This window comes from Pseudodonghicola xiamenensis DSM 18339, assembly GCF_000429365.1.
Taxonomy (GTDB): Bacteria; Pseudomonadota; Alphaproteobacteria; order Rhodobacterales; family Rhodobacteraceae; genus Pseudodonghicola; species Pseudodonghicola xiamenensis.
Genome location: NZ_AUBS01000004.1, coordinates 83,690 through 109,203, shown reverse-complemented (window position 1 = coordinate 109,203; position 25,514 = coordinate 83,690). Strand labels below are relative to the sequence as shown.

Below are 25,514 nucleotides of genomic sequence, written 5' to 3'. Positions count from 1 at the left end.
GATGCGCGCGCTGGCCGTCCTCACTGTCCGCAACGAGGGCGCCTTCCTGCTGGAATGGCTGGCGCATCACCGCGCGGTGGGCTTCACCGATTTTCTGGTACTATCGAACGACTGCCAGGACGGCACCGACCTGATGCTCGACCGGTTGCAGGATCTGGGCTGGCTGACCCATCTGCGCAATGACGGCCCCCACGACAAGGGCGGCATCCAGTTCACCGCGATGAAAACCGCCGGCAAACACAAGCTGGTGAAAAAGGCCGACTGGATCCTGACGCTCGATATCGACGAATTCGTCAATATCCACGTGGGCGATCATACTCTCGCCGCGCTCTGGGCGGCACTGCCCGACGCGACCGCCATAACCCTGACCTGGCGGCTGTTCGGCAATGCCGACACCATCCGCTACCGCGACCGGCTGATCACGGAAAGCTTTCCGCGCTGCGCTCCGGCGGTGATGTTCTGGCCCTGGCGCGCCGCGATGTTCAAGACGCTTTACCGCAACGACGGTATCTATCGCAAACTGGGGGTCCACCGGCCCCGCTCTCCCGATCCGGACCGGCTGGACCAGGCCCGCTGGTTCGATGGCGAAGGGCGCGAACTGGGCGAACAGATCAAGACCTCGCGCGTGTTCAGCGCCTATGGGCGGCCGAACTACAAGCTGGCGCAGCTCAATCACTACCCGCTGGGCGCGATGGAAAGCTTCGTGTTGAAGGCCGATCGCGGCCGGGCGGTGCATTCCGACCATCTGCTGGATGTCGATTACTGGGTGGAGCGGAACTTCAACACCGATGTCGATACCTCGATCCGTGCGCTGGCGCCGAAAAGCCTGCCGCTGCGCAAGGACCTGCATGCCGACCCAGACCTGCACCGGCTGCATCTGGCGGCAGTGCAATGGCGCCAGCAACGGTTCCTGGAACTGATGGAGCAAGAGCCCTATCGCGCCCTCTTCGCGCGCCTGCTCATGACACCGCCGTCGCGCCCGATTTCGCAGAACTCCGCCCGCACACTGACCGGCTTCGCCAATCTGGCGATGATGAAGGAAAAAGGCGCCGAGAAAGACGTGCCGGAAAGCAACGGCTCCTGAGCCCAGCTCGGTTTCTCAGACCATCGGAAATTCGGGGGGCGTCATTTTCCTGATTGCGTCCCCGATACGTCTATCAACGCCAAGCCTTTGTCGCTGCGCAAACCAGACGGCCAACGACATCTCAGCCTTCAACTCTGCAACTGCGCGCTTCCAGCAACGTCACCTGCCACCGGGCCGGGACGGCGCATGATGTCATCTTGACATTTCACATATCAATCGACATTTGAATTTCAAATGAGATGTGAACGATGCGCCTGACCCGAAAACAGACCCAGGAACAGACCCGCAGCCGGCTGCTCGACGCGGCGGCGGAGGCGATCTTTGCCGGAGGCCTCAGCGCACTGTCGATCCGTTCGGTCTGCGAGGCAGCGGGCTATAGCCAGGGCGCCTTCTATTCCAACTTCGCCAGCCGTGACGATTTGCTGCTGGCGCTGATGGAACAGCATATCGGGGAACAGGCAGCCAATCTGTCGGCCCTGATCACCGGCATGGGTCGGGGCAATCTGAACCAGGACATGCGTGATATCGCCCGCTGGCTCGCCGATCATGGCGAGACCGAGGGCTGGTCACGCATCAACGCCGATTTCAAGCTGCACGCCCAGCGCGACCCCGCCTTTGCCGAAGGCTATCGCGCCACGGCCGAACCCTTCCACCGCGCCTTTGCCGTGCTGATGGGCGATCTAGTTCACCGCCACGGGCTGCAACCGATCCTGCCCGCCCAAGACCTTTCCGTGGGCCTCTACGCACTCTGGACAGGGCTGGCGCTGCAGCAGGCGGTCGATCCCGCCCTGCCCCGGCAGGAAATCTATCTCGCCTTCCTGCGTGCTGCCATGATCGCGCCGCACGCGCCCCTCTCCTCATTTCCAAAAGGACACCACTCATGACCATCAAGACCGTCACCGTGCTGGGCACCGGCGTGCTGGGCGCGCAGATCGCCTTCCAGACCGCCTATCACGGTTTTCAGGTGACCGCTTATGACCTCGGCGACGAACAGATCGCCAAGGCGAAGAAAACCATGGACTGGCTGGCCGCGCGCTATCTTGCGGATCTGCCCGGAGCCACCCAGGCCGATATCGACACGGCCTTCGCCAACCTCAGCTATGCCACAGATCTGACCGAGGCCGCCAAGGACGCCGATCTGGTGATCGAGGCCGTGCCCGAAGCCATCGAGCTGAAGAAAAAGGTCTATGCCGCACTGAACGAGGCAGCCCCGGCCAAGACCATCTTCGCATCGAATTCCTCGACCCTGCTTCCTTCTGCCATGGCCGAGGCGACCGGGCGGCCGGCGCAATTCACCTCGTTGCATTTCGCCAATGAGATCTGGACCCACAACATCGCCGAGATCATGGATCACCCCGGCACCGACCCGAAGGTGCACGCCGAAGTCGTCGCCTTCGCCCGCGCCATCGGCATGGAGCCGATCGAGGTTCTGAAGGAACAGCCGGGCTATGTGCTGAACTCGCTTCTGGTGCCCTTCCTGCGCGCGGCGGCCGGGCTTTTCACTAATGGCATCGCCAGCCCCGCCGATATCGACAAGACCTGGCGCATCGCCACCGGCGCGCCGAAGGGGCCCTTCGAGATCTACGATATCGTCGGGCTGACCACGGCCTATAACATCTCCTTGATGTCGCAGGACGACACCCAGTTGAAATTCGCCGCGCGTCTGAAGGAAGACTATATCGACAAGGGCAAACTGGGCGTTGCCACCGGCGAGGGGTTCTACAAGTACCCGCGCGACTGAGAAGGCGCCTCAGGCTTCGGAACATGAGGGCACAGGGGGCGCGAACCCCCTGTTTCCTTTCCCTAGCGCAGGCGCACCCCCTGCCGCTCCAGCTCGGCCTGGATGGCGAGGATATCGACCTCGGCCACATCGCACCCACGCACCACCGCCTGCGCCGCCGCCACGCCGGCGCCCTGCCCGGCCACGGCGCAGCAGGCCATGTTGCGGGTCGCCGCATGGGCGATCCGGTCACCGCCGATGGCCCGCCCCGTGACCAGAAGCCCCCTGATTTTCTTCGGCAGCATGGCGCGATAGGGGATCTGCATGTAGCGCCCCGTCGCCGGCAGGATCAGCACGCCATAGCCGTCGATGAATTCCGGATAAATGCCGATGCTGTCGTCGAACCGGCCCTGCTGGCGCGCATCCATCTCGGTCATGTTATAGGCCGCGTCGATCTTGCGGCTGTCCCGGATGCCGATGGTCATGCCGAAGTTGCGCAGCCGCACCCCATCGCAGCCGGGCATGTAGCGGCGCAGCGCCTCGATCGCCAGCATCGCCTGGCGCCGCCCCTCGATCTCCCCCCTGGTCATGCTGTCGGGATCGGTACCATCGACGCCGGCCAGATGAACCAGGTTCATATAGGTCAGCTCACCCGTATCATGCGCCGCGCCCCAGGTGCCGGCGATGGTGTTCAGATGCGGCGGGATCAACCCCTCGGCAATCGCCTGCTCGAAGGGTTTGCGCAGGAAGGGAGAGAACATGTCATCCTCCTTGCCCGAGGTCTCGACCGTCCATTCGCCGCTGGACCAGTCGGCATAGGTCTGCGGATCGGCGCGCACCGCCGCCATAAAGGCGGCCTTGTCGACGCCGGCCAGATGGAACATGACACTGGCCGCCTGCATCTCCTCCACCGGCGTCTTGCGGGTGGGGGCGCCGGCGCGATGGGCGATATCGGCATCGCCGGTGGCGTCGATCACCACCTGTGCCAGGATCGCCTCGCGCCCGGCCTTGGATTCAACGATGATGCCCGCAATGCGATCGCCCTCCATCACCGGGGCGACGAAACTGCGGTGCAACATGGCGTGCAGCCCCGCCTCTTCGACCATCCGGTCGGCGACCAGCTTGAACCCCTCGCTGTCGAGCTCGTAACTGAGTGATTGGCTCTCGGGCACCGCAACACCAGCCGCCTTGGCGCGGTCTTCGAATTCGCGACCGATCCCGCCGGCCTCCACCGTGTCCTCATGGCGATACCAGGCGAAGCCCTCGACCCCGACGGTGGTAATATTGCCGCCAAAGCATCCAAAGCGTTCGACCAGGCAGACATCGGCACCGGCCCGAGCCGCGGCGAGTGCTGCGGCCAGCCCGCCCGGGCCCGAGCCCACCACCAGAACAGCGGTCCGGTGGATCACCGGCGTTTCACGCGCCGGCTCGGTAATGACAGTGCGGGTCATTGCATTTCCCTGATTGAACCATCAGTCAACATCCACCAGAAGTGGCAGAGCCCACAAGCCGAAGCAAGCCGCCAGACCATCAGGAACCCACGCGCCCCCGTCAGAGCAGGCCCTTCGCCCGCAGGGTGATCCGCGTCGCTTCGTTCAGATCGAGGCCCCCGATCTCTTCGGGACGCAGCCAGGCGTGGGCCTCGAACTCCTCGTTCAGGACCACATCGCGATTGTCGGCCAGACAATCGAACAGGAGATAGATCATATAAACCTCCTCATGCCGGCCATCGGCATAGGTCTTGATCCGCCGATCGTCGCGAAAGGTCCAGGGCCGCGCCTGAACGATCCGCAGCCCGGCGCCAAGCTCTTCGCGGATTTCGCGCCGCAATGCCGCTTCCATGGTTTCGCCCGACTCCATCCCCCCGCCGGGCAAGGCCCATTGCCCGGGAAAGACGCCGCGATCCGCCGGCATCTTGCACAGAAGATAGGCGCCGTCGTTCTCGATCAACGGACAGACGATGACTCTCTGGCGCATGAGCTAGATCAGCCCCGCCTGGTTCAGCGCCGCTTGCAGCGGGGCCAGCTCCGTCTCATAGGCACGCCAGGCGGCGTTGCTGCCCTGATAGATCGGGCGCCGCACCTGCTCGGCGCTCGCGGTCAGCGCCTGGGCCTCGGCGCGCTCCGGGGTCAGCCAGTCGCCGGACCAATCGAGCCCCACCGCCTCGGCCAGATCGCGGGTCACCGGTTCCGGGGCCTCGACCAGCCGGGCATAGTCCAGATCGAAGATCCGATCGGGATAAAGCGTCCGCCAATGGGCCATCAGATCGCGGTGCAGCACCATGAAACGGGCGATATCGCCGATATCATAGGCAAAGGCATTGCCCTGGCCGACAAAGGACAAGCGATAAATCGACCAGGCCACCGCCATCGGATCGCGGGCGACATGGACGATCCGCGCCTCGGGCAGCGCGGCGCAGAGATAGCCGATCCAGCGAAAATCCAGCGGCATCTTGTCGATCATCACCGGGCTGCCATCGGAATATTCGGCCAACTCCTCCAGCAGACGCGCCCTCAGGTTGGCAATATCCGCTGCCGTGATCTGGCGCGCTTCGCGGCCCATGATCTCGCGCAGCATCTCTCCCACGGCAAGCTGCACCACCGTCAGCTCGCCACAGGGCTGCACCCCTTCGGCCTGCGACAGGACCCGCTCGACCAGCGTGGTGCCCGACCGCGGCAGACCAGTGACGAAAATCGGCCGGGGATGGGCGGCGGTTTTCACGGCGGCCGGTTCCGGCACCGAGCGAAACAGCGCCCGGCTCAGCGCATAGGGCAGCGCATCGGTCTGGAAATCATAGCCCAGCCGCGCCTTTTCCAGCCGGTTGCCGGCCTGCAGATGGGCAAAGCCCTGCTGGTGCCGGCCCAGATCATCGAACGCCTTGAACAACGCAAAGTGCAGCGGTGCAGCCTCCGCCGCATCGGGGCCGATCGCGGCAAGCCGCGCGCGCATCTCGGCCAGATGCGGTTCCTCCTCGGTATAGGTGATCGCATAGGCGAGATTGCGGTGAAGCCCGGCATCCGTCGGCATCAGTGCCAAGGCACGACGAAAATGATCTGCCGCCGCCATGCGGTCGCCGCGCGCGCGGGCGAGGATACCAAGGTTGTTCAGCGTGCGTGCCTCGGTCTCCGGGTGACCCAGCGCGGCGCGCAGGCTGTCCTCTGCCGCCGCCCCCTGCCCCATCTCGCGCAGCGCCCGGCCCTTGAGGTTCAGCGCCACCGAATTCCCCGGATCGCGGTCCAGCACCGCGACCACCGCCCGCAAGGCCGCCGGGGCACGCCCCATCTCCAGCCGGCAAGCGGCCAGCGCGGTGCCGATCTGCGACACATCCGGAGCCAGGGTAAAGGCCGCGACCAGCAGCCGCTCAGCCTCGGCCCAGCGCCCTCCCCCCTGTGCCGCTTGCGCCGCCGTCAGAAGCTCCGGCAGCTTCGGCTTCAGCACCTGAAGCCCCTGACCGGCCCGCTTGTTCGACGGGAACCGCTCCCGAACCGCGCGATAAAGCGTCACGGCACCGACAACATCCCCGGCGCGGGCGGCGGATTTGGCGCGGGTCAGCAAGCTGTCGGCAGAGTCGGCAGACGGCATCGGTAGCTCCTTGAAACGATGACAGAGCAGCATCTCTGCCCGGGACGGGTGGCGAATGCTGCCTGTTTAATGCGTCAGCCGCATGCGTCAACGGTCAAGCCCTGCCAACCCCTTGGCCGGGCTTGACTCTCCCCTGCTCCGGCGCCCTTCTGGGCCACAAAGACAGGAGGCGCAGATGCCAGAGACATTTGATCAGGAGCTGGAAGACCGGCTCACCCGCTATGCGGCCATCGACAGCCAGAGCGATGAGGATTCCCCCTCCTCCCCCAGCACGGCAGTGCAATTCGGCATGCTGAACCTGCTGGAGGCCGAGCTGAACGAAATCGGCGCCAAGGATGTGACGCTGACCGAATACGGCGCCGTTCTGGCCACCATCCCCGGCACGGTCGAGGCACCGACCATCGGCTTTCTCGCCCATGTCGATACCGCACCGCAGTTCAACGCCACCGGCGTCAAGCCGCGGGTGATCAAGGGCTATAACGGCGGCGAGATCACCTATCCCGACGATCCGGCGCTGGTGCTCTCGCCCAGCGAATTCCCCTATCTGGCGGAAAAGATCGGCCACGACCTGATCACCGCCTCGGGGCTGACGCTGCTGGGCGCCGACGACAAGGCGGGCGTCGCCATCATCATGACCGCCGCGCAGCACCTGCTGAGCACGCCTGGGCTGAAACACGGCCCGATCCGCATCGCCTTCACCCCGGACGAGGAGATCGGCCGCGGCGTCGATGCGCAACTGCCCAAGGATCTGGGCGCCGATTTCGCCTATACCTTCGATGGCGGCAAGGTCGGAGAGATCGAATACGAGACCTTCTCGGCCGATGCGGCCGAGGTGATCATCACCGGCGTGTCGATCCACCCCGGGTTTGCCAAGGGCAAGATGGTCAATGCCATCCATCTGGCCGCCAAGATCATCGAGATGATGCCGCAGGCCACCCGCACGCCCGAGGTCACCGACGACCGCGAAGGCTTCTGGCACGCGACCGAGATGTCGGGCGGATCGTCCGAGACGAAACTGAAATTCATCTTGCGCGATTTCGAACTCGACGGGCTGGCGGAAACCGGGCGGATGCTGGAACAGGTCTGCGCCGCCGTCCAGGCGACCGAACCGCGCGCCAAGATCACCTGCAGCATCCGGCCGCAATATCGCAACATGCGCTATTGGCTGGAAAACGACATGACACCGGTAGAGCTGGCGCGCGAGGCCTGCGGCAAGCTGGGGCTTGACCCGGTGTCTGTGCCGATCCGCGGCGGCACCGATGGGTCGCGGCTGACCGAGATGGGGGTGCCCTGCCCCAACCTCTTTACCGGCATGCAGAACATCCACGGGCCACTGGAATGGATCTCGGTCCAGGACATGGCGGTGGCAACCGATCTTTGCCTGGCGATCGCCGAGGCCGGCGCCAAGGGGTGATGCCCCGCTGAATCCCGCGACCGCCGCGCCTTCTCTCCGGCGCGGCGGTTGACAGTGCGCCACCAACCGCTATGGATTGGGCGCAGCCAGCCCTCCCTTCCGATGCCAGCCCTTTCGCAACCCTGTCCGGTCCTCCGGACCCGGCGATCAGAGGCCTGTGCATGTCCGTTTCCAGCAATCCCGTTCTTTCCTCCATCGACCTGGACGTCGCGCTGTCGTCCAATGTGGTGAGCGTCTATTTCGGCACCGATGGGGAGAAATTCGATTTCTTCACCAACCAGGGCGACTGGTCCGATTACGCCAAGGCGCAGGCGATGGCCGCACTCGATACCTATGCGGCAGTAGCGAACCTGACCTTTGGCGAGGTTGACGATCCCGAGGGCGCCACCTTCCGGCTGGCGAAGTCCGAGGCCTCCTATGCCTCGCTCGGGTTCATGAACCCGCCCGATCCGGCCTATGGAGACACCCAGGGCATCGCCTGGTTCAACAGCCTGCCCTATTGGGGCGATGCCGACAGCGGCCTGCTGGATGCGGGCAGCTATATGTACACCATCTTCCTGCATGAATTCGGCCACGGTCTGGGGCTGGCGCATCCCTTCGAGGAACACGGAAGCTCGACCGTGATGCCCGAGATCGGCGATGGCCTCGGCCTGGATCAGGGGAGCTATACGGTGATGACCTATAACGACGGCTGGCCCGAGGCGCCCGAAGGTTTGCCGGCGGCACGCGATTGGGGCTGGAACCTCGGCCCCTCGGCCATCGACATCGCGGTGATCCAGGACAAATACGGGGTGAACACGGAAACCGGCAAGGGCGCGACCACCTATGTCCTGCCGTCCGAGAATACCGCCGGCACCGGTTATCTGGCGATCTGGGACGTCGGCGGCCAGGACACCATCCGCCACAATGGCAAGGCCGATGCCACCATCGACCTGCGCGCCGCCACGCTTCTGGCCGAGGAAGGCGGCGGTGGCTGGGTCAGCCATGTCGCGGGCATCCACGGCGGCTTTACCATCGCCAACGGCGTGGTGATCGAACGCGCCATCGGCGGCAGGGGCGACGACACGATCACCGGCAATGCGGCGGACAATTTTCTGAACGGCCGCGCCGGCGATGATCGGCTGATCGGCGGCGCAGGCGACGACATTCTGCTGGGAGGCAAGGGCGCCGACCGGCTGGTCGGCGGAACCGGGAACGACACGTTGAAGGGCGGCGCCGGCGCGGACCGGCTGATCGGCGGCAAAGGGCGCGACGTGCTGGAAGGCAACAAGGGCCACGACGTGCTGACCGGCGGCCCCGGCGCCGATACATTCATCATCGCGTCGGGAGACGGCCGCGACCGGATCACTGACTTCGAGGCAAAAGATCTGCTCGACCTCAGCGCCTTCGGCTTCGACAGTTTCGAGGCGGTGCAGGCGACGATGACCGCGACGGATAAGGCGCTGCATCTCGATCTGGGCGAGGCCTATCTGGTGCTGAGCGGGCTCAGCCCTGAGATTCTGGGCGCCGACATGGTGCTGATCTGATCTCCGGGCTGATCTGATCTCCGGGCCGGGGCGCTTGCCACCCCGGCCTTCACAGAACCACCCGAAAACCATCCAATTTTAGCCGTATTCCCTGCTTAGCCTGATCCTGCGCCAAACCGGCCCGCCCCCCAAAGACACGCGGCCGGACACGATTGAGGACAGCAAGATGCAAGATAGCCCGATGCAGCCGGAAGACGACGATACCGCCTTTGACCGGTCGCTCGCCGATCTGGACAAGGCCGCCTGGAAAGCCGCCTTGATCGCGCAGGCGGACGAACATGGCATGAGCGAACAGCTCGGCACGCGCCACTTCGCCACCTTCATCGACAAAAAGCCGATCCTGCTGGTCACCTTCGAGACCATTCAGGGCATCCACGCCCTGTCGGAAACCGCGCAGCCGCTGGGCTTCGACATGGTCAAGGCACAGGGCTGGTCGCATCTGTGCATCCTGTCGGATGGCGACACCTGGTTCCGCGACGAAGAGGTCTATGCCTTTTTCGACCAACTGGTAGACGATGGCTTCTTCGAGGATTTCGAACGGGTAATCTTCTATGGCGCCGGCCCCTGCGGCTATGCGGCGGCGGCCTATTCGGTCGCCTCCCCCGGCGCCACGGTGATCGCGGTGCAACCGCAGGCGACGCTCGAAGCGCGGATGACCGAATGGGACGACCGTTTCACCGAAATGCGGCGCAGTGATTTCACCTCGCGCTATGGCTATGCGCCAGACATGCTGGATGCCGCAGACCGCGCCTTCGTGCTCTACGATCCGCGCGAAACCCTCGATGCCATGCATGCCTCACTGTTTGCCCGGGCCAATGTCACCCGGCTGCGGATGCCCTTCATGGGCAGCGCACTGCAGACCCGGCTGATCGAGATGAAGATGCTGTATCGCATGCTGTCGCTGGCCGGCGCCGAAAAGCTCAGCGAAGGAAAGTTTTTCGAACTCTACCGCGCCCGGCGCGACAATGCCGCCTATCTGCGTAACCTCTCGGTGCATCTGGATCAGGTGGCGCGGCCCTATCTGAATATCATGCTGTGCCGAACCGTGACCGCGCGCATGTGGGTGCGCCGTCTGAAACGACGTCTCGATCAGCTTGAGCAGGCCGCCTCGGCGGGTGAGTTCAAGGCCCCGCCACTGCCGGCCGAGTAGCCCGCGGCGGCACCGATCCCACTGGTCGAAACCCGCCCGCTGTGCTAGCGGGAGGGCATGACTCAGACCCTGACGCTTCGCCGCCCCGACGACTGGCACCTGCACCTGCGCGATGGCGCGATGCTGCAGGCTGTGCTGCCCGAAACCGCGCGCCATTTCGCCCGCGCGATCATCATGCCGAACCTGGTGCCCCCGGTTGTGACCGGCGATCAGGCCGCCGCCTATCGCGACCGCATCCTTGCCGCCCTGCCCGAAGGGATGCGGTTCGAGCCGCTGATGACCCTCTATCTGACCGAAGAGACCGACCCCGAGGATGTGGCCGCCGCCGCCGCCAGCGGGCTGATCAAGGCGGTCAAGCTCTATCCCGCCGGGGCCACCACAAACTCTGCCTCGGGCGTGCGCGATTTCGACAAGGTGCGCGGCGTGCTCGAGAAGATGGCCGAGATCGGCCTGCCGCTTTGCGTCCATGGCGAGGTCACCGATCCAGAGATCGACATCTTCGACCGCGAGGCAGTGTTCATCGACCGCGTGCTCGACCCCGTCCGCCGCGCCACCCCGGGGCTGCGGGTGGTGATGGAGCATATCACCACCTCGGGCGCCGCCGATTACGTGCGGGCGCAGGATGGCGACGATCTGGGCGCGACCATCACCGCGCACCACCTGATCATCAACCGCAACCATATCTTGGTGGGTGGTATCAAACCGCATTACTATTGCCTGCCGGTGGCCAAGCGTGAAAGCCATCGCCTGGCACTGGTCGGCGCCGCAACCTCCGGCGATGCTCGCTTCTTCCTCGGCACCGACAGCGCACCGCATACCGATGCCAACAAGGAAAGCGCCTGCGGCTGTGCCGGCTGCTTTACCGCGACCAACACCATGTCGCTGGTGGCCGAGGTCTTCGACCGCGAAAACGCGATGGACAAGCTGGAAGGATTCACCTCGCTCAACGGGCCGGCGTTCTACCGGCTGCCAGCGAACGAGACGACCATCACGCTCGAAAAGGGCGAGCCGGTCAGCTATCCCGACCATATCGACAGCGGTGACGGCCCGGTCACCGTCTTCGATCCCGGTTTCCCGCTGCACTGGCGCGTAGCCTGATCCCCTGGCCGCGCCGCTTTCGGGCAGCGCGGCCGCTTGCCATCTTCCGCGCCACGCCGCGCTCGGCGCGTTGCGGTGATGCCACCGTCAATCGTTCATCACATGCCTTCAGACGCTCGTGACTTGACGATACGTCACCGTCTTTTCTAGCCTCGCATTACATATGGCCATCTGTCCCAGGCAGTGGTTTCGATCTAGATAATCGACATAAAGGCAAACAGATGGCTTCGACGGCTAACACTACCTATTATTCGATCAACGGCTTTTCCTACGACTACCGCTATTATTGGGACAGTGACGACGACACCCCCACCCGCTTCGATGCCAGCGTATCGCTGGATGTGACCGCCGCACCCGAGGCCGGTTTCACCTATACCATCGAAGAGGTCGATCTGGCCGACGGCACGATCTGGGTCGATATCGCCCCCAGCGCAGATACCTATGTCCTCACGCTGGACGGCATGAATGCCTACACGTCGAACATCGACTCCAACATCATCGGTATCGACTGGACCATGGGCGGCACCTCTCATTCCAGCGTGGTTCTGGAACTCGAGGTGGTGAAGGGCGAAGTCGCGGCAGATGGCTACGAATACGGCACCCGCTATTACTTCGTTCTCGGCGGCGACGATCTGCCCGACTTCGGTTCCCTGTCCGATTTCGTCGCCTTCAGCGAAACCGACACCTATATCAACGACGTCTACCCCGCGACCGGCGCCTTCGGCCCCGGCGTGCTGATCCCCTGGTCCGACCTGGTGGATACCGAAGTTCTGGGCGCCGACGAAGACATCTGGGGCACCGCCGGACGCGACGTGCTGTCTGGCGGGTATGGTGACGACTATTTCTATTCCTCCGAGGGGAATGACACCTACAAGGGCGGCACCGGCTGGGATCAGGTGAACTATGCCAACGATCCCGCAGGCGTCAGCATCAACCTGGCCAAGGGCACCGGCACCGACGGCTGGGGCGACACCGACAAACTGATCAGCATCGAAGCCCTGCGCGGCAGCCTGTTCGACGACAATCTGATCGGCGCCAAGGGCGGCCAAACCTTCCGCGGCCTGGCGGGCGATGATCTGATCAACGGCGGCAAGGGCGTCGACGCGGTTCGCTATGACCGCGACTATCGCTATGGCGGCGAAGAAGGTGTCACCGTGAACCTGGCCAAAGGTTTTGCCATCGACGGATTCGGCGACCGCGACACGCTGAAAAGAATCGAAGACGTCCGCGGGTCGGACTATGCCGACAAGATCATCGGTTCGGGCGCCAAGAACCTGCTGCAGGGTGAGGCCGGCAACGACGTTCTGCGGGGCCTGGGCGGCAAAGACGTGCTGGAAGGCGGCGACGGCAGGGACAAGCTGGACGGCGGCAACGGCGATGACATACTGACCGGCGGCGCCGGCTTCGATCGCTTCATTTTCTCCGGCAATTTCGGCAATGACATGGTCACGGACTTCCGAACCGCCGGCCTGAAAGAAAAAATCGACCTCTCCGATGTCACCGAGATCAAGACCTTCAAGGATCTGATGAACAATCACATCTCCGATGTCGGCGGCCACGCGGTTATTGACGATCTCAATGGCAACACCATCGACCTTTATGGCGTTACCATGGACGATCTGGCGAAGAACGACTTCATCTTCTGATCCGCCAGACTTTCAGACCCGAAGCCGCCCGGTCCCGCGCCGGGCGGCTTTCTTGTCTATTCTGTGCCGCATGGGGTCTGCCGCAGGCGCCCCCCCCTGCACCGGCATCTTGCCATCTGACGCACGGCCATGGCGGCCCACCATGATGGTCGGCGCGCTGACTGCGGCGGCATCACCAGATGCGCCCCCTGATGTTTCAAGACCTCAGCGCCTCGCACACCAGGCTACAGCCGATGGCGGCGGTTCGGCCCTGCTGGAACAGGAAGCCACGCAGATCATGCCGCATTGCCCTGCCGTCCCCAGCCAGATGAAAGCGTTTTGTCGGCTCCGGCGCCGGTCTCACGTCAGGCAGTACGGAAAGGAGCGGCCCCAAGGCGCCCCATATCCAGCCCGATGGGCCTATGCCCTGCTCTCTCTGCAGCAGCCCCCAAAGGCCACGCTGCCCATGCGAATGGAACGCAAGGCATCGCAAAAGTCGATTTCAACACTGAGAGATAAAGACGAACATCCACCTCATCTCCAAAGATATTCCAGAAAAGAGGGGAGAATGGTGGGTGATAAGAGATTCGAACTCCTGACATCTTCGATGTGAACGAAGCGCTCTACCACTGAGCTAATCACCCGTGAGGGCGGGATTTATAGAAGCTCGTGACAGGGTGCAACCCCCTATCGGCAAGTTTATGGGCGGAAATTACATCCCCAGCCCGGCCCCTGAATGGAGGTCTCAATCCGGCGCGCCATCGCTGTCATCAAGGTCCATGGGCGCCGCCGCCGTCACCTTCTGCCGCAGCTTGGTGATCATCACCCGGCGATCGCCTCTTTCGACCGTCCGGTTGACGCTGAGCTTGCCCAGCGGAGCGAGATTGGCCCCGCGCCCCTCGGCCAGGGTCTCCCCCAGAACCGCCAGGACGGCCTCGATTACCGGCTTGGCGTCACGTTTCTTGACATCGGTTCTGGCCAGAACCCGGGCGATCAGTTCTTTCTTGCTCAGATCAGAGGCAGTATCGGCATCCGCATCAGGCGCCTCCGCGATATCGACCAGCACCTGCCCCGGGGCTTCCTCGGCACTGATCAGCGCCTCTTCGGACCGGTCCTGCGGCAGCGCCGCACCCTTCTTTCTCTTGGCCTTTTTCCCGGACTTGTCCATCGCTGCGCCATCTCCCGAATTGCGGCTGCTTCGACCCTAGGCCCACGTCGAGCGAAACGCCAGCCGCCACCCCGGCAGCGCATGAAAAAGGCGGGCCCTAAGGCCCGCCTGATGAATGTGAACGCGTTTCCCGTGCTTCAGTGCGCGGTGGCGCCGGAGCCTTCTTCCGACGTCATCTTGGCACGGGCGGCGGCAGCCTCTTCCTCGGCGGCCTCATCCCATTCGATCGGCTCCGGCTGACGCACCAGAGCGTGTTTCAACACCTCCGACACATGGGTGACCGGGATGATCTCCAGCCCCTCTTTCACGTTGTCGGGGATGTCCGGAAGATCCTTCTCGTTCTCTTCCGGGATCAACACCGTCTTGATGCCGCCACGCAGCGCCGCCAGCAGTTTCTCCTTCAGCCCACCGATGGCAGAGGCATTCCCGCGCAGGGTAACCTCGCCGGTCATGGCGATATCCTTGCGCACCGGGATCTGCGTCAGCACCGAGACGATGGCAGTGACCATCGCCAAGCCTGCCGACGGCCCGTCCTTCGGGGTCGCGCCATCGGGGACGTGAACGTGGATGTCCCACCGGTCGAAACTGGTCGGCTTGACGCCGAGCTGCGGTGCGATGGAGCGCACGTAGCTCGAAGCCGCGTCGATCGATTCCTTCATCACCTCGCCCAGCTTGCCGGTGGTCTTCATCCGGCCCTTGCCCGGCAGCCGCAGTGCCTCGATGCTCAGAAGCTCGCCGCCCACGCTGGTCCAGGCCAGCCCAGTGACCACACCGATCTGGTCTTCTTTCTCGGCAAGGCCATAGCGGAACTTCTTCACGCCCAGGAAATCGTCGATGTTGTCCGCCGTCACCGTGACGGTCTGCGCTTCCTTCTTGACCAGCTTGGTCAGCGCCTTGCGGCAGACCTTGGCGATCTCCCGCTCCAGGCTCCGCACGCCGGCCTCACGGGTATAGAAGCGGATGATGGCGGTCAGCGCATCATCGGTCATCGAAAACTCCTGAGCCTTCAGCCCATGGTTCTTGATCTGCTTCGGCAACAGGTGCTGCTTGGCGATCTCGCGCTTTTCGTCCTCGGTATAGCCCGACAGCGGGATGATCTCCATCCGGTCGAGAAGCGGCCCCGGCATGTTGTAGGAGTTTGCCGTGGTCAGGAACATCACGTCGCTCAGATCATATTCGACCTCGAGATAGTGATCCACGAAAGTGGAGTTCTGTTCCGGATCAAGCACCTCCAGCATGGCCGAAGCGGGATCACCACGAAAATCCTGGCCCATCTTGTCGATTTCATCGAGCAGGATCAGCGGATTGGTGGTTTTCGCCTTCTTCAGCGCCTGGATGATCTTGCCGGGCATCGAGCCGATATAGGTCCGACGGTGGCCGCGGATCTCGGATTCATCGCGCACCCCACCCAGCGAGATGCGGATGAATTCGCGCCCCGTGGCCTTGGCGACCGATTTGCCCAGAGATGTCTTACCGACGCCCGGAGGGCCGACGAGGCACATGATCGGCCCCTTCAGCTTTTTCGAACGCTGTTGCACCGCGAGATATTCGACGATCCGTTCCTTGACCTTTTCCAGGCCATAGTGGTCGTGATCGAGGATTTCCTCGGCGCGGGTCAGATCCTTCTTGACCCGCGATTTCACGCCCCAGGGGATCGACAGCATCCAGTCGAGATAGTTGCGCACCACGGTGGCCTCGGCCGACATGGGCGACATGTTCTTCAGCTTCTTCAGCTCGGCCTCGGCCTTTTCCTTGGCCTCTTTCGAAAGCTTGGTCTCGGCGATGCGGGCCTCGAGCTCGGCAATCTCTCCCTCGCCCTCTTCGCCGTCGCCCAGCTCCTTCTGAATGGCCTTCATCTGCTCATTCAGATAATATTCGCGCTGGGTCTTCTCCATCTGCGACTTGACGCGGGTCTTGATCTTCTTCTCGACCTGCAGGACGGACATTTCGCCCTGCATCAGCCCGTAGACCTTTTCCAGCCGTTCAGAGACCGACAGCGTTTCAAGCAGTTCCTGCTTGCGCTCCACGTCAATGCCCAGATGGCCGGCGATCAGGTCGGCCAGCTTGGCGGGATCGGTGCTTTCGCTGACAGCGGCCAGCGCTTCCTCGGGGATGTTCTTGCGCACCTTGGCATAGCGTTCGAATTCGTCCTCCACCGTGCGCAGCAGCGCCTCGGTGGTGGTGACATCGCCCGGCATCTCGGTCAGATATTCCGCCGTGGCTTCGAAAAAGTCGTCGTTGGGCAGGAATTCGGTGATGCGCACCCGCGCCTGCCCCTCGACCAGCACCTTGACGGTGCCGTCGGGCAGTTTCAGCAGCTGCAGCACATTGGCCAGCACGCCGGCCTTGTAAATGCCGTCGACATCGGGGTCGTCTACCGAAGGGTCGATCTGGCTGGACAGCAGAATCTGCTTGTCGTCCGCCATAACCTCTTCCAGCGCCCGGACGGACTTTTCCCGACCCACGAACAGCGGCACGATCATGTGGGGAAACACCACGATATCGCGCAGCGGCAGGACCGGGTAGGAGGAGTTGAGAGGCTCTTGCATGTGCGTTCCTTGGTTCTTGGCAAGATGGCACTGGCCCCTCTTCGAGGCGGCACCCGACCATCTCCTGTCATCGAGTTGTTACGTGGGGCGTCGTCCCCGCCATTTCAACCTCGCCCAACTCGGGCGTCGGCCAGCATGGCGTGGGCGCAGCAGGGCCGCAAGAGATCATTTGACCTTTTCTTGTGGAAAACCCAAGCGGAACGGGGGCAAGCCCCCGCCCCTGACGCCAGCGCGCCGATCAGACCGGCTCAAGCGTCGGATAGTCGATCAGCCCCTTCGCTCCGCCGCCATAGAGGGTGGCACGATCGAGGTCGTTCCAGGGCGCATCCTGTTCCAGCCGCGCCACCAGATCGGGGTTGGCGATAAAGGGCCGCCCGAAGGCCACCAGATCGGCGGCACCGCTTTCCACCGCGTCCAGCGCCATCTGCCGATCATAGCCGTTGTTGGCCATGTAGGGCCCTTCGAACAGCGCGCGCAGCGCCGTGATACTCTCCCCCTCGGCCAGCTCTCGCGATCCGCCGGTGGCACCCTCGACCATATGCAGATAGGCTAGGCCGAAGCGGTTCAACTGCGGCACCAGATAGCCGAAGGTCGCCATCGGATCGGCATCGGAAATGCCATTGGCAGGACTGAAAGGCGACAGCCGCAGGCCGACCTTGCCGCCGCCAATCTCATCGGTCACCGCCTCCAGAACCTCGAGCATCAGGCGCGCTCGGTTCTCGACCGGTCCGCCATAGGCGTCATCGCGATGGTTGGCGCCGGTTTTGAGGAACTGGTCCAGAAGATAACCGTTGGCGCCATGCACCTCGACCCCGTCGAATCCGGCGATCATCGCCAGCCGTGCGGCCTTGCGGTAATCCGCGACGATGCCCGGCAATTCCTCCAGCGCCAGCGCGCGCGGGGCCGAGGTTTCCTCAAACCCGTTCTGGGTAAAGGTCTTCACTCCCGCCGGGATGGCCGATGGCGCGACCGGCGCCTGCCCGTCGGGCTGCAACGAGGTATGGCTGATCCGCCCCACATGCCAAAGCTGGATGACGATCTTGCCACCCGCCTCGTGCACCGCATCGGTGACGATTTTCCAAGCCGTGGCCTGCGCATCGGAATGTATGCCGGGGGTCTGGATATAGCCCTTGCCCTGGGGCGAAATCTGGGACGCCTCGGTGATGATCAGCCCGGCGGTGGCGCGCTGACGGTAATAGTCGACGTGCAGATCGTTAACCTCTCCGGTCACGTCATCGGCCCGGTTCCGGGTCAGTGGCGCCATGACGACGCGGTTCTTCAACGAGATATCGCCCGCAGTGAAGGGCGTGAAAAGCTTGTGTGTCATGAGGAAACTCCCTTTCGGTCCCACCCTAGGCAAGCGGGTCAGACACGAAAGCTAAGCGCATTCTGCGCCGCGGCAAGCCCTGAGGAGGATTCCCCACGCTTCGGAATATCACAGCGGCGCGATATCGCCCTCGGCCCGCTGGGCGTGGAACGTGGCCTCCCAAGCGTCAAAGCGGCCCTCGGCGATGGCATCGCGCATCCCCTGCATCAGATCCTGGAAGTAATGCAGGTTGTGCCATGTCAGCAGCATCGAGGAAATGATCTCGTGGCTGCGGAACACATGGTGCAGATAGGCGCGCGAATAGTTGCGGCAGGCCGGGCAGCCGCACTGTTCGTCCAAGGGGCGCGGGTCGTCCTGGTGCCGCGCGTTCTTGATGTTCAAAACCCCATGACGGGTGAAGACCTGCCCGGTCCGGCCCGACCGCGACGGCAGCACGCAGTCCATCATGTCGACGCCCCGCTTGACCGCGCCCACGATATCGTCGGGCTTGCCCACCCCCATCAGATAGCGCGGCTTGTCCACCGGCAGCATGTCGGGGGCGTAATCGAGACAGTCGAACATCGCCTCCTGCCCCTCCCCCACGGCGAGGCCGCCGATGGCATAGCCCTCGAACCCGATCACCTTCAGCGCCTCGGCGCTTTCCTCGCGCAGGTCCTGCTCCAGCCCGCCCTGCTGGATGCCGAAGAGGGCATGGCCGGGGCGATCGCCAAAGGCCTCGCGCGATCGCTCGGCCCAGCGCATCGACAGCCGCATGCTCTCGGCAATGCGGTCACGGTCCGCGGGCAAGGCCGGGCATTCGTCGAAACACATCACGATGTCCGAGCCCAGAAGCCGCTGGATTTCCATCGACCGTTCCGGGCTGAGGTGATGTTTCGACCCGTCCACATGGGATTTGAAGGTCACGCCTTCTTCCGTCAGCTTGCGCAGGCCGGAGAGGCTCATCACCTGGAAACCGCCCGAGTCGGTCAGGATCGGCTTTTGCCAGTTCATGAATTTGTGCAGCCCCCCCAGCCGGTCGATCCGCTCGGCAGTGGGACGCAGCATCAGGTGATAGGTATTGCCCAGAAGGATATCGGCGCCAGTCGCCGCCACACTTTCGGGCATCATTGCCTTGACGGTCGCCGCCGTGCCCACCGGCATGAAGGCGGGGGTGCGAATCTGACCGCGCGGCGTATCGATCACGCCCAAGCGTGCCTTGCCGTCGGTTGCCTTCAGCGTGAAAGAGAATTTCGTCGTCATCGCGGCCTCCCGCTTTGCCCTGAGCCAATCCGGCCGGTATTGCGGCAAACACGCCGCGCTGGCAAGGCCCCGCCATGGCCGCCTGTGCCAGATGCCTTGCAATCTGCCTCATGGCGCGCCAACCCTGCCCCCCATGACCCGTCCGACCTCCCCCTGGATCGCAATCGTTGCGCTTTATGCCACCGGCCTTGGTGCGGCCGGGCAATTCGCCAAGATGGCCGTGATCCTGCCGGAGCTTGGCCGGGCCTACCCCGAAGCCGGCACGCTGCTAGGTTTCCTCGTCTCGCTGCTCAGCCTGATGGGGGTGTTGCTGGGGCTGGTGGCCGGCCTGCTGGTGGCCCGCATCGGGTTCCGCCGTACCCTGATCTGGGCCCTGACGGCGGGCTGCGCGATCTCGCTGGCGCAGACGAGTTTGCCACCGCTGCCGGTCATGCTGGCGCTGCGGGTGGCCGAAGGGGCCACCCATCTGGCCATCGTCGTGGCCGCGCCGACGCTGATCGCACAGATTGCCCCCGACCGCATCCGCCCCGCCGCGTTGACGCTTTGGGGCACCTTCTTCGGCGTAGCCTTCGCGATGGTGGCGCTGGTCGGCGTGCCGCTGGCCGAGCGCTACGGGATCGGCACACTCTTTGCCGCCCATGCGACATGGATGGCGGCGATGGCACTGCTGTTGCTCCGCCTTGTCGCCGCCGACACGCCGATCCCGCCCGCCGATCAACGGCTGACGCTTGCCGGGCTGCTGCGCCGGCATATCAGCCTCTATCGTTCGCCCTTTCTGGCGGCACCGGCCTGGGGCTGGCTGTTCTACACGCTCACCTTCGTCGCGCTGCTGGCGGTCTGGCCGCCGCTGCTGCCGACGCGCGCCGCGACGTTGACCGCCACGCTGGCACCGCTGACGGCGATCGCCGTCTCGATGACGCTGGGAATGGCGCTGCTGCGCCGCTGGCCGGCGGTCAAGGTGGTGATGCTGGGCTTTGCCCTCGCCTTCTGCCTGGCCCTGACCCTGCCGCTGGCGCCGGGCAGTGCGCTGCCGGCCATCGCGCTTTTTGCCTGTCTCGGCCTGGTCCAGGGGGCAAGCTTTGCCGCCATCCCCCAGCTCAACGACACCGCCGCAGCCCGGGCGCTGGCCAATGGCGCATTGGCGCAGATGGGCAATCTGGGTAACATGATCGGCACGCCGCTGATGCTGGCGGTCCATGAGGGCACCGGCAAGCCGGGGCTGAGCCTGATTGTCGCCCTGTTCTATGTGGCGGCGCTCTTCACCCATTACGGGCTCAGCCGCGCCCGGACCCGGACGGCTGGCTGATCGCCCCAGCCCCCAGCTCCAACCGCCACCCGGCGCGGTTGCGGAAAATTCACTTGCGCGGTCCCGGCAAACCGCTAGGGAGGCGGCGGTAGAGGATTGCTGCAGGATCCGGACCATGACCGATTCCCCCACCGTGCCCCACCGGCTGACCTTCGGCTGGGAGGAATGGATCGCCCTGCCCGGCCTCGGGCTGCCGGCGATCAGCGCCAAGATCGACACCGGCGCGCGAACCTCGGCGCTGCATGCCTATGATATCGAGCTCTTCGGCCCTGCCTCCGCCCCCAAGGTGCGGTTCTCGGTCCACCCGATCCCCGGCCACGACGATCTGGCGATCCCCTGCTCTGCCCCGGTGATCGACCGGCGCGAGGTGACCTCATCGAACGGCGAGGCCGAATTGCGCTATGTCATCACCACTGCGCTCGAGGTCGCGGGCCAGAGCTGGCCGATCGAGATCACCCTGACCAACCGCGCCGGCATGGCCAGCCGGATGCTGCTGGGACGTCAGGCCCTGACGGACCATATTTCGATCCTGCCGACCGAACGGCACCTGCAACCGGTGCTGAACTATGACGTCTACCATTCGGCCCGGATGCGTCAGGCCGCCCCGAAACGCGATCTGCGCATCGCCGTTCTCAGCCGCGAGGACAATTATTCCACCCGCCGGCTGGTCGAGGCCGGCGAGGCGCGCGGCCATACGGTCGAGGTGATCGACACCACCCGCTGTTACATGGCGATCAACGCGCTGGCCCCGGAAATCCACTATGACGGCAAACGCCTGCCCCGCTATGACGCGGTGATCCCGCGCATCGGTGCATCGGTCACCCAATACGGCACCGCGGTGATCCGCCAGTTCGAAACCATCGGCACCTATTGCGTCAACGGCTCTGCCGGGATCACCGCCAGCCGTGACAAGCTGCAGGCGCATCAGGTGCTGGCGCGGCACAAGATCGGCATGCCGATGACCGCCTTCGCCTCTTCGCCCAAGGACACCGGCAACCTGATCGGACTGGTCGGCGGCGCGCCGTTGATCGTCAAGCTGCTGGAAAGCACACAGGGCAAAGGCGTAGTGCTGGCCGAGACCAAGAAGGCCGCCGAATCCGTGATCTCGGCCTTCCGGGGGCTGCGCGCCAATTTCCTGGTCCAGCATTTCGTCAAGGAGGCCGCGGGCGAGGATGTGCGCTGCCTGGTGATCGGCGGCAAGGTGGTCGCGGCGATGAAGCGCAAGGGCGCCGAGGGCGATTTCCGATCAAACCTGCACCAGGGCGGCCAAGCCAGCGTCACCCGCATCAGCCGCGAGGAGCGCGACATCGCGGTACGCGCCGCGCGCGCCTTCGGCCTGAACATGGCCGGCGTCGACCTGCTGCGCAGCGATGACGGGCCCAAGGTCCTCGAGGTCAACTCTTCCCCCGGGTTCGAGGGGATCGAAGCCGCCACCGGCAAGGATCTGATCGGCCGGCTCTATGACGAAATCGAACACCGTGCCCGCCCCCGCCCGGCCCCGCGCCGCAAAAGCCCCCGGTGATCCTCGCGCCGGTAACGCTTGATGCCATCCGGCGCCCCGGCCATATAAGCGGCACAATCTAGCGCCACAGTTAAAGCGCCACAGTTAAGGAGCCTCCCATGAACGAGGATCAGATCGCAGAGCTTTTGTCCGGCAATATCGTCTATCTTCTGGCGGCGCTGTTCATCATCGTCGTCATCCTCAAGGGTGTGCGCATCGTACCGCAATCCGAGAAACATGTGGTCGAACGCTTTGGCCGACTGCGCGCGGTGATGGGCCCCGGCATCAACTTCATCGTCCCCTTCCTCGATGTGGTGAAACACAAGATTTCCATCCTCGAACGCCAATTGCCCACCGCCAGCCAGGACGCGATCACCCGCGACAACGTGCTGGTCGAAGTCGAAACCTCGGTCTTCTACCGGATCACCGAGCCGGAAAAGACCGTCTATCGCATCCGTGACATCGACGCGGCCATCGCCACCACCGTGGCCGGGATCGTGCGCGCCGAGATCGGCAAGATGGATCTGGACGAGGTGCAATCGAACCGCTCGCAGCTGATTTCGACCATCAAGGCCTCGGTCGCCGATGCGGTGGACGACTGGGGGATCGAGGTGACGCGGGCCGAAATCCTCGACGTCAATCTGGACCAGGCGACGCGGGACGCCATGCTGCAACAGCTGAACGCCGAACGCGCCCGCCGCGCCCAGGTGACCGAGGCCGAGGGCCGCAAGCGGTCGGTCGAACTGCAGGCCGATGCCGAGCTGTACGCCGCCGAACAGACTGCCAAGGCCCGCCGCATCCAGGCCGAGGCCGAGGCCTATGCCACGGAGGTGGTCGCCAAGGCGATCGCCGAAAACGGGCTTGAGGCGGCGCAATATCAAGTCGCGCTGAAGCAGGTCGAGGCGCTGACCGCCCTTGGCAACGGCAGCGGCAAGCAGACCATCGTAGTGCCGGCCCAGGCACTGGAGGCCTTCGGCGACGCCTTCAAACTGCTGAAGGGGCGCGGTTGATGCTGCTCTGGACGCTCTGGTGGGTGTGGATGGCGGCGGCGCTGGGGCTCGCCATCCTCGAAGTGCTGGTGCCGGGCTTCGTCTTTTTGGGCTTCGCGCTCGGCGCGCTGGGGGTGGGTCTCTTGCTGCTGCTGGTCGACGTCCTCGCCCTCGCGCCGCTCCTGCTGATCTTCGCTCTGCTGTCGCTGACCGCCTGGCTGGTGATGCGTCGGCTGTTTTCCCTGCCCAAGGGCCAGGTGAAGATCATCGACAGGGACATCAACGACGACTGAGGCCCGCTTGCCCATCCTCCGCACCCCAGCTTTCCCCGGTCCCGTCCAACGGGGAAAGCCACCTTTCGGCCACACCTTTACCTCTCCCGCGCGGTTTCCTATATAATCTCTCAGGATAAGAACCCGAGGCCCCGATGACCCAAGCTCCCGAACCGTTGGAAGGCGCGCCGCTGATCGCGCCGTCGACAGTGGACCATCCCCTCTACGATCAGATCGTCAACGCCTGCCGCACCGTCTATGATCCGGAAATCCCGGTGAATATCTACGAGCTCGGCCTGATCTACACGATCGAGATCAATGATGACGACGAGGTCAAGATCGTCATGACGCTGACGGCCCCGGGCTGTCCGGTGGCCGGTGACATGCCCGGCTGGGTGATCGAGGCGATCGAGACCGTCCCCGGCGTCAAGTCCGCCGATGTCGAACTGACCTGGGAACCGCCCTGGGGCATGGATATGATGTCTGACGAGGCACGCCTGGAACTGGGCTTTATGTAAGCCCAACTTATCCACAGATTTCAGGCACTTGTTGCAAAACATTAACGCGGGCGTCATGCGAATGTCCGCGCAATGTCACAGAGCTCGGAAAAGGTGCATCCAGCACCTTACAAAATTCCGAGGATTCCATGCGACATCTCGCTCTGTCCGCCACCCTGCTGATCTGCCCGATTCTGGCACAGGCGCAAGCGACCGGCCCCGCCATAAGTTATGGCGTGCGGCCGGCCTATCTGATCGACAAGCTGCCGGCAGGGCCGCTCAAGGACAAGCTGGCCGCCTGCGAGGGCCAGACGCCTGAGCGCACCACCTTTTCGATCGGTCATCGCGGCGGCCCCCTGATGTTTCCCGAACATACGGTGGAATCGAACCGCGCCGCCGCGCGCATGGGGGCCGGCATCCTGGAATGCGACGTGACCTTTACCAAGGATCTGGAACTGGTCTGCCGCCATGCCCAGAACGATCTGCACACCACCACCGACATCCTGACCAGCGATCTGGCCGAGACCTGCGTCACCCCCTTCACCGCCGCCACGGCCGAGACACCGGCCAAAGCAGAATGCCGCACGTCTGAACTGACCCTGGCCCAGTTCAAATCCCTGTCCCCCAAAATGGACAGCCGGGATAAAACCGCCACCACCCCGGCAGGCTATCAGGGTGGCCTCGCCCGGTTCCGGACCGACCTTTACACCGACGGCGCACAGTTGATGACGCATAAGGACTCCATTGCGCTGTTTCGCGACCTGGGCGCGAAATTCACCCCCGAACTGAAATCCCCGGCGGTCGAGATGCCTTTCAACGGCTTTACCCAGGCGGATTATGCCCAGAAGCTGATCGACGAATACAAGGAGGCCGGCGTGCCCGCCTCGGACGTCTGGGCCCAGAGCTTCAACCTGGACGATATCCTCTATTGGATCGACCACGAACCCGACTTCGGCAAGCAGGCGGTCTATCTGGTGCAATGGAGCCGGGGGTTCGACGAACAGGATCCGACAACCTGGGCCCAAGATTTCGCGGCGCTGAAAGCCCGCGGCGTGCAGTATCTCGCCCCCTCGATCAACATGCTGCTGACAGCCGAGAACGGCCAAATTGCCGCCTCGGCCTATGCCCGGGCGGCCAAGGCTGCCGGGCTGAAGCTGATCGCCTGGTCACTTGAACGCTCGGGCCCGCTGGCCCAGGGCGGCGGGTGGTATTTCAAGCCGGTCAACGACATCGTCGACACGGACGCCGACTATCTGGTCGCGCTCGACGTTCTCGCCCAGGAGGTCGGGGTCGACGGGGTATTCTCTGATTGGCCGGCCACGGTGACCTATTACGCCAATTGCATGGGCCTTTGAACATAGCGTGATGCCCGGCGCGCCCTTGGCCCCGAGGGCCGCCCACTCCCCCCGGGCGGCCCTCTCTTTCATTTCCGCGGCCGCCGATCGCCCCGGGGCTTGAGCCCCGCCG

At 64.2% G+C, this 25,514-nt stretch carries 21 protein-coding genes and 1 tRNA gene; 14 read left to right on the top strand and 8 right to left on the bottom strand.

The window, feature by feature from the left end; genetic code table 11:
• Window position 1 precedes the first annotated feature (1 nt).
• The 3 genes from G455_RS0106860 (at window position 2) to G455_RS0106850 (ending at window position 2,825) form a co-directional block, all read left to right on the top strand.
• Complete coding sequence (locus G455_RS0106860) at window positions 2–1,084, top strand: glycosyltransferase family 2 protein (protein WP_028093011.1); 1,083 nt, start codon at window positions 2–4, stop codon at window positions 1,082–1,084.
• Window positions 1,085–1,332: 248 nt separating this feature from the next.
• Window positions 1,333–1,968, top strand: a complete 636-nt coding sequence (locus G455_RS23560; protein ID WP_035366303.1) for a TetR/AcrR family transcriptional regulator — start codon at window positions 1,333–1,335, stop codon at window positions 1,966–1,968.
• Window positions 1,965–2,825, top strand: coding sequence for a 3-hydroxyacyl-CoA dehydrogenase (locus tag G455_RS0106850; RefSeq protein ID WP_028093010.1), 861 nt, complete (start codon window positions 1,965–1,967; stop codon window positions 2,823–2,825). Before G455_RS23560 ends, G455_RS0106850 begins: the two co-directional genes overlap by 4 nt.
• Before the next feature lie 62 nt (window positions 2,826–2,887).
• On the opposite strand, the gene G455_RS0106845 is transcribed toward G455_RS0106850, so the two are convergent.
• The 3 genes from G455_RS0106845 to G455_RS0106835 form a co-directional block, all read right to left on the bottom strand.
• The gene (locus G455_RS0106845; RefSeq protein WP_028093009.1) at window positions 2,888–4,255 is read right to left on the bottom strand and encodes an FAD-dependent oxidoreductase; all 1,368 of its coding nucleotides are present in this window, start codon (window positions 4,253–4,255) and stop codon (window positions 2,888–2,890) included.
• A 100-nt stretch (window positions 4,256–4,355) separates the two neighbouring features.
• Entirely contained in the window at window positions 4,356–4,781 is a 426-nt protein-coding gene (nudI, locus tag G455_RS0106840; protein WP_028093008.1) for a nucleoside triphosphatase NudI, read from the bottom strand.
• Between the two features lie 3 nt (window positions 4,782–4,784).
• Entirely contained in the window at window positions 4,785–6,386 is a 1,602-nt protein-coding gene (locus G455_RS0106835) for a tetratricopeptide repeat-containing sulfotransferase family protein (RefSeq protein WP_028093007.1), read from the bottom strand.
• A 175-nt stretch (window positions 6,387–6,561) separates the two neighbouring features.
• Here G455_RS0106835 and pepT point away from each other — a divergent pair, with 175 nt between their 5' ends.
• The 5 genes from pepT (at window position 6,562) to G455_RS25540 (ending at window position 13,220) form a co-directional block, all read left to right on the top strand.
• The gene (gene pepT, locus G455_RS0106830) at window positions 6,562–7,800 is read left to right on the top strand and encodes a peptidase T (protein ID WP_028093006.1); all 1,239 of its coding nucleotides are present in this window, start codon (window positions 6,562–6,564) and stop codon (window positions 7,798–7,800) included.
• A gap of 161 nt (window positions 7,801–7,961) precedes the next feature.
• Window positions 7,962–9,326, top strand: a complete 1,365-nt coding sequence (locus G455_RS25545) for a M10 family metallopeptidase (protein WP_051312248.1) — start codon at window positions 7,962–7,964, stop codon at window positions 9,324–9,326.
• 166 nt (window positions 9,327–9,492) lie between these two features.
• Window positions 9,493–10,476 (top strand): phosphoadenosine phosphosulfate reductase, encoded by a 984-nt coding sequence (locus G455_RS0106820; RefSeq protein WP_229861738.1) that lies wholly within the window; start codon window positions 9,493–9,495, stop codon window positions 10,474–10,476.
• A gap of 57 nt (window positions 10,477–10,533) precedes the next feature.
• Window positions 10,534–11,574 carry a dihydroorotase gene (pyrC, locus tag G455_RS0106815; protein WP_028093004.1) on the top strand — a complete coding sequence of 347 codons (1,041 nt, stop codon included), beginning with the start codon at window positions 10,534–10,536 and terminating at the stop codon, window positions 11,572–11,574.
• Window positions 11,575–11,795: 221 nt separating this feature from the next.
• The gene (locus tag G455_RS25540) at window positions 11,796–13,220 is read left to right on the top strand and encodes a calcium-binding protein (protein WP_028093003.1); all 1,425 of its coding nucleotides are present in this window, start codon (window positions 11,796–11,798) and stop codon (window positions 13,218–13,220) included.
• A gap of 548 nt (window positions 13,221–13,768) precedes the next feature.
• Here G455_RS25540 and G455_RS0106805 read toward each other — a convergent pair.
• The 5 genes from G455_RS0106805 to tgt form a co-directional block, all read right to left on the bottom strand.
• Window positions 13,769–13,843: transfer RNA gene (locus tag G455_RS0106805), tRNA-Val, on the bottom strand.
• A gap of 101 nt (window positions 13,844–13,944) precedes the next feature.
• Window positions 13,945–14,367, bottom strand: coding sequence for an HU family DNA-binding protein (locus tag G455_RS23545; protein ID WP_084437017.1), 423 nt, complete (start codon window positions 14,365–14,367; stop codon window positions 13,945–13,947).
• Between the two features lie 137 nt (window positions 14,368–14,504).
• Window positions 14,505–16,916 carry an endopeptidase La gene (lon, locus tag G455_RS0106795; RefSeq protein ID WP_028093002.1) on the bottom strand — a complete coding sequence of 804 codons (2,412 nt, stop codon included), beginning with the start codon at window positions 16,914–16,916 and terminating at the stop codon, window positions 14,505–14,507.
• 238 nt (window positions 16,917–17,154) lie between these two features.
• On the bottom strand, window positions 17,155–18,243 hold the full coding sequence (locus G455_RS0106790) for an alkene reductase (protein WP_028093001.1): 1,089 nt from the start codon (window positions 18,241–18,243) through the stop codon (window positions 17,155–17,157).
• Window positions 18,244–18,351: 108 nt separating this feature from the next.
• A complete protein-coding gene (tgt, locus tag G455_RS0106785) occupies window positions 18,352–19,482 on the bottom strand; it encodes a tRNA guanosine(34) transglycosylase Tgt (RefSeq protein WP_028093000.1) in 1,131 nt (376 codons plus the stop codon).
• Window positions 19,483–19,615: 133 nt separating this feature from the next.
• On the opposite strand from tgt, the gene G455_RS0106780 reads away from it, so the two are divergent.
• The 6 genes from G455_RS0106780 (at window position 19,616) to G455_RS0106755 (ending at window position 25,402) form a co-directional block, all read left to right on the top strand.
• The gene (locus G455_RS0106780; protein WP_028092999.1) at window positions 19,616–20,788 is read left to right on the top strand and encodes an MFS transporter; all 1,173 of its coding nucleotides are present in this window, start codon (window positions 19,616–19,618) and stop codon (window positions 20,786–20,788) included.
• Between the two features lie 115 nt (window positions 20,789–20,903).
• Window positions 20,904–22,310, top strand: a complete 1,407-nt coding sequence (gene rimK, locus G455_RS0106775; protein WP_028092998.1) for a 30S ribosomal protein S6--L-glutamate ligase — start codon at window positions 20,904–20,906, stop codon at window positions 22,308–22,310.
• Window positions 22,311–22,408: 98 nt separating this feature from the next.
• A complete protein-coding gene (locus G455_RS0106770; protein ID WP_028092997.1) occupies window positions 22,409–23,299 on the top strand; it encodes an SPFH domain-containing protein in 891 nt (296 codons plus the stop codon).
• Window positions 23,299–23,571 (top strand): NfeD family protein, encoded by a 273-nt coding sequence (locus tag G455_RS0106765; protein ID WP_028092996.1) that lies wholly within the window; start codon window positions 23,299–23,301, stop codon window positions 23,569–23,571. The genes G455_RS0106770 and G455_RS0106765 overlap by 1 nt, the downstream gene beginning before the upstream one ends.
• 134 nt (window positions 23,572–23,705) lie before the next feature.
• On the top strand, window positions 23,706–24,068 hold the full coding sequence (locus G455_RS0106760; protein ID WP_028092995.1) for an SUF system Fe-S cluster assembly protein: 363 nt from the start codon (window positions 23,706–23,708) through the stop codon (window positions 24,066–24,068).
• Window positions 24,069–24,196: 128 nt separating this feature from the next.
• On the top strand, window positions 24,197–25,402 hold the full coding sequence (locus tag G455_RS0106755; RefSeq protein WP_028092994.1) for a glycerophosphodiester phosphodiesterase family protein: 1,206 nt from the start codon (window positions 24,197–24,199) through the stop codon (window positions 25,400–25,402).
• Window positions 25,403–25,514 lie beyond the last annotated feature (112 nt).

Excerpts from the sequence above, each read along its gene's own strand:
- G455_RS0106770 (WP_028092997.1), top strand. The coding sequence starts at position 22,409 with ATGAACGAGGATCAGATCGCAGAGCTTTTGTCCGGCAATATCGTCTAT.
- lon (WP_028093002.1), bottom strand. The coding sequence starts at position 16,916 with ATGCAAGAGCCTCTCAACTCCTCCTACCCGGTCCTGCCGCTGCGCGAT.
- G455_RS0106765 (WP_028092996.1), top strand. The coding sequence starts at position 23,299 with ATGCTGCTCTGGACGCTCTGGTGGGTGTGGATGGCGGCGGCGCTGGGG.
- G455_RS0106845 (WP_028093009.1), bottom strand. The coding sequence starts at position 4,255 with ATGACCCGCACTGTCATTACCGAGCCGGCGCGTGAAACGCCGGTGATC.
- pepT (WP_028093006.1), top strand. The coding sequence starts at position 6,562 with ATGCCAGAGACATTTGATCAGGAGCTGGAAGACCGGCTCACCCGCTAT.
- G455_RS23560 (WP_035366303.1), top strand. The coding sequence starts at position 1,333 with ATGCGCCTGACCCGAAAACAGACCCAGGAACAGACCCGCAGCCGGCTG.
- G455_RS0106780 (WP_028092999.1), top strand. The coding sequence starts at position 19,616 with ATGACCCGTCCGACCTCCCCCTGGATCGCAATCGTTGCGCTTTATGCC.
- G455_RS0106755 (WP_028092994.1), top strand. The coding sequence starts at position 24,197 with ATGCGACATCTCGCTCTGTCCGCCACCCTGCTGATCTGCCCGATTCTG.
- G455_RS23545 (WP_084437017.1), bottom strand. The coding sequence starts at position 14,367 with ATGGACAAGTCCGGGAAAAAGGCCAAGAGAAAGAAGGGTGCGGCGCTG.
- rimK (WP_028092998.1), top strand. The coding sequence starts at position 20,904 with ATGACCGATTCCCCCACCGTGCCCCACCGGCTGACCTTCGGCTGGGAG.
- G455_RS25540 (WP_028093003.1), top strand. The coding sequence starts at position 11,796 with ATGGCTTCGACGGCTAACACTACCTATTATTCGATCAACGGCTTTTCC.
- pyrC (WP_028093004.1), top strand. The coding sequence starts at position 10,534 with ATGACTCAGACCCTGACGCTTCGCCGCCCCGACGACTGGCACCTGCAC.
- G455_RS0106860 (WP_028093011.1), top strand. The coding sequence starts at position 2 with ATGCGCGCGCTGGCCGTCCTCACTGTCCGCAACGAGGGCGCCTTCCTG.
- G455_RS0106850 (WP_028093010.1), top strand. The coding sequence starts at position 1,965 with ATGACCATCAAGACCGTCACCGTGCTGGGCACCGGCGTGCTGGGCGCG.
- G455_RS0106760 (WP_028092995.1), top strand. The coding sequence starts at position 23,706 with ATGACCCAAGCTCCCGAACCGTTGGAAGGCGCGCCGCTGATCGCGCCG.
- tgt (WP_028093000.1), bottom strand. The coding sequence starts at position 19,482 with ATGACGACGAAATTCTCTTTCACGCTGAAGGCAACCGACGGCAAGGCA.
- G455_RS25545 (WP_051312248.1), top strand. The coding sequence starts at position 7,962 with ATGTCCGTTTCCAGCAATCCCGTTCTTTCCTCCATCGACCTGGACGTC.
- G455_RS0106790 (WP_028093001.1), bottom strand. The coding sequence starts at position 18,243 with ATGACACACAAGCTTTTCACGCCCTTCACTGCGGGCGATATCTCGTTG.
- nudI (WP_028093008.1), bottom strand. The coding sequence starts at position 4,781 with ATGCGCCAGAGAGTCATCGTCTGTCCGTTGATCGAGAACGACGGCGCC.
- G455_RS0106835 (WP_028093007.1), bottom strand. The coding sequence starts at position 6,386 with ATGCCGTCTGCCGACTCTGCCGACAGCTTGCTGACCCGCGCCAAATCC.
- G455_RS0106820 (WP_229861738.1), top strand. The coding sequence starts at position 9,493 with ATGCAAGATAGCCCGATGCAGCCGGAAGACGACGATACCGCCTTTGAC.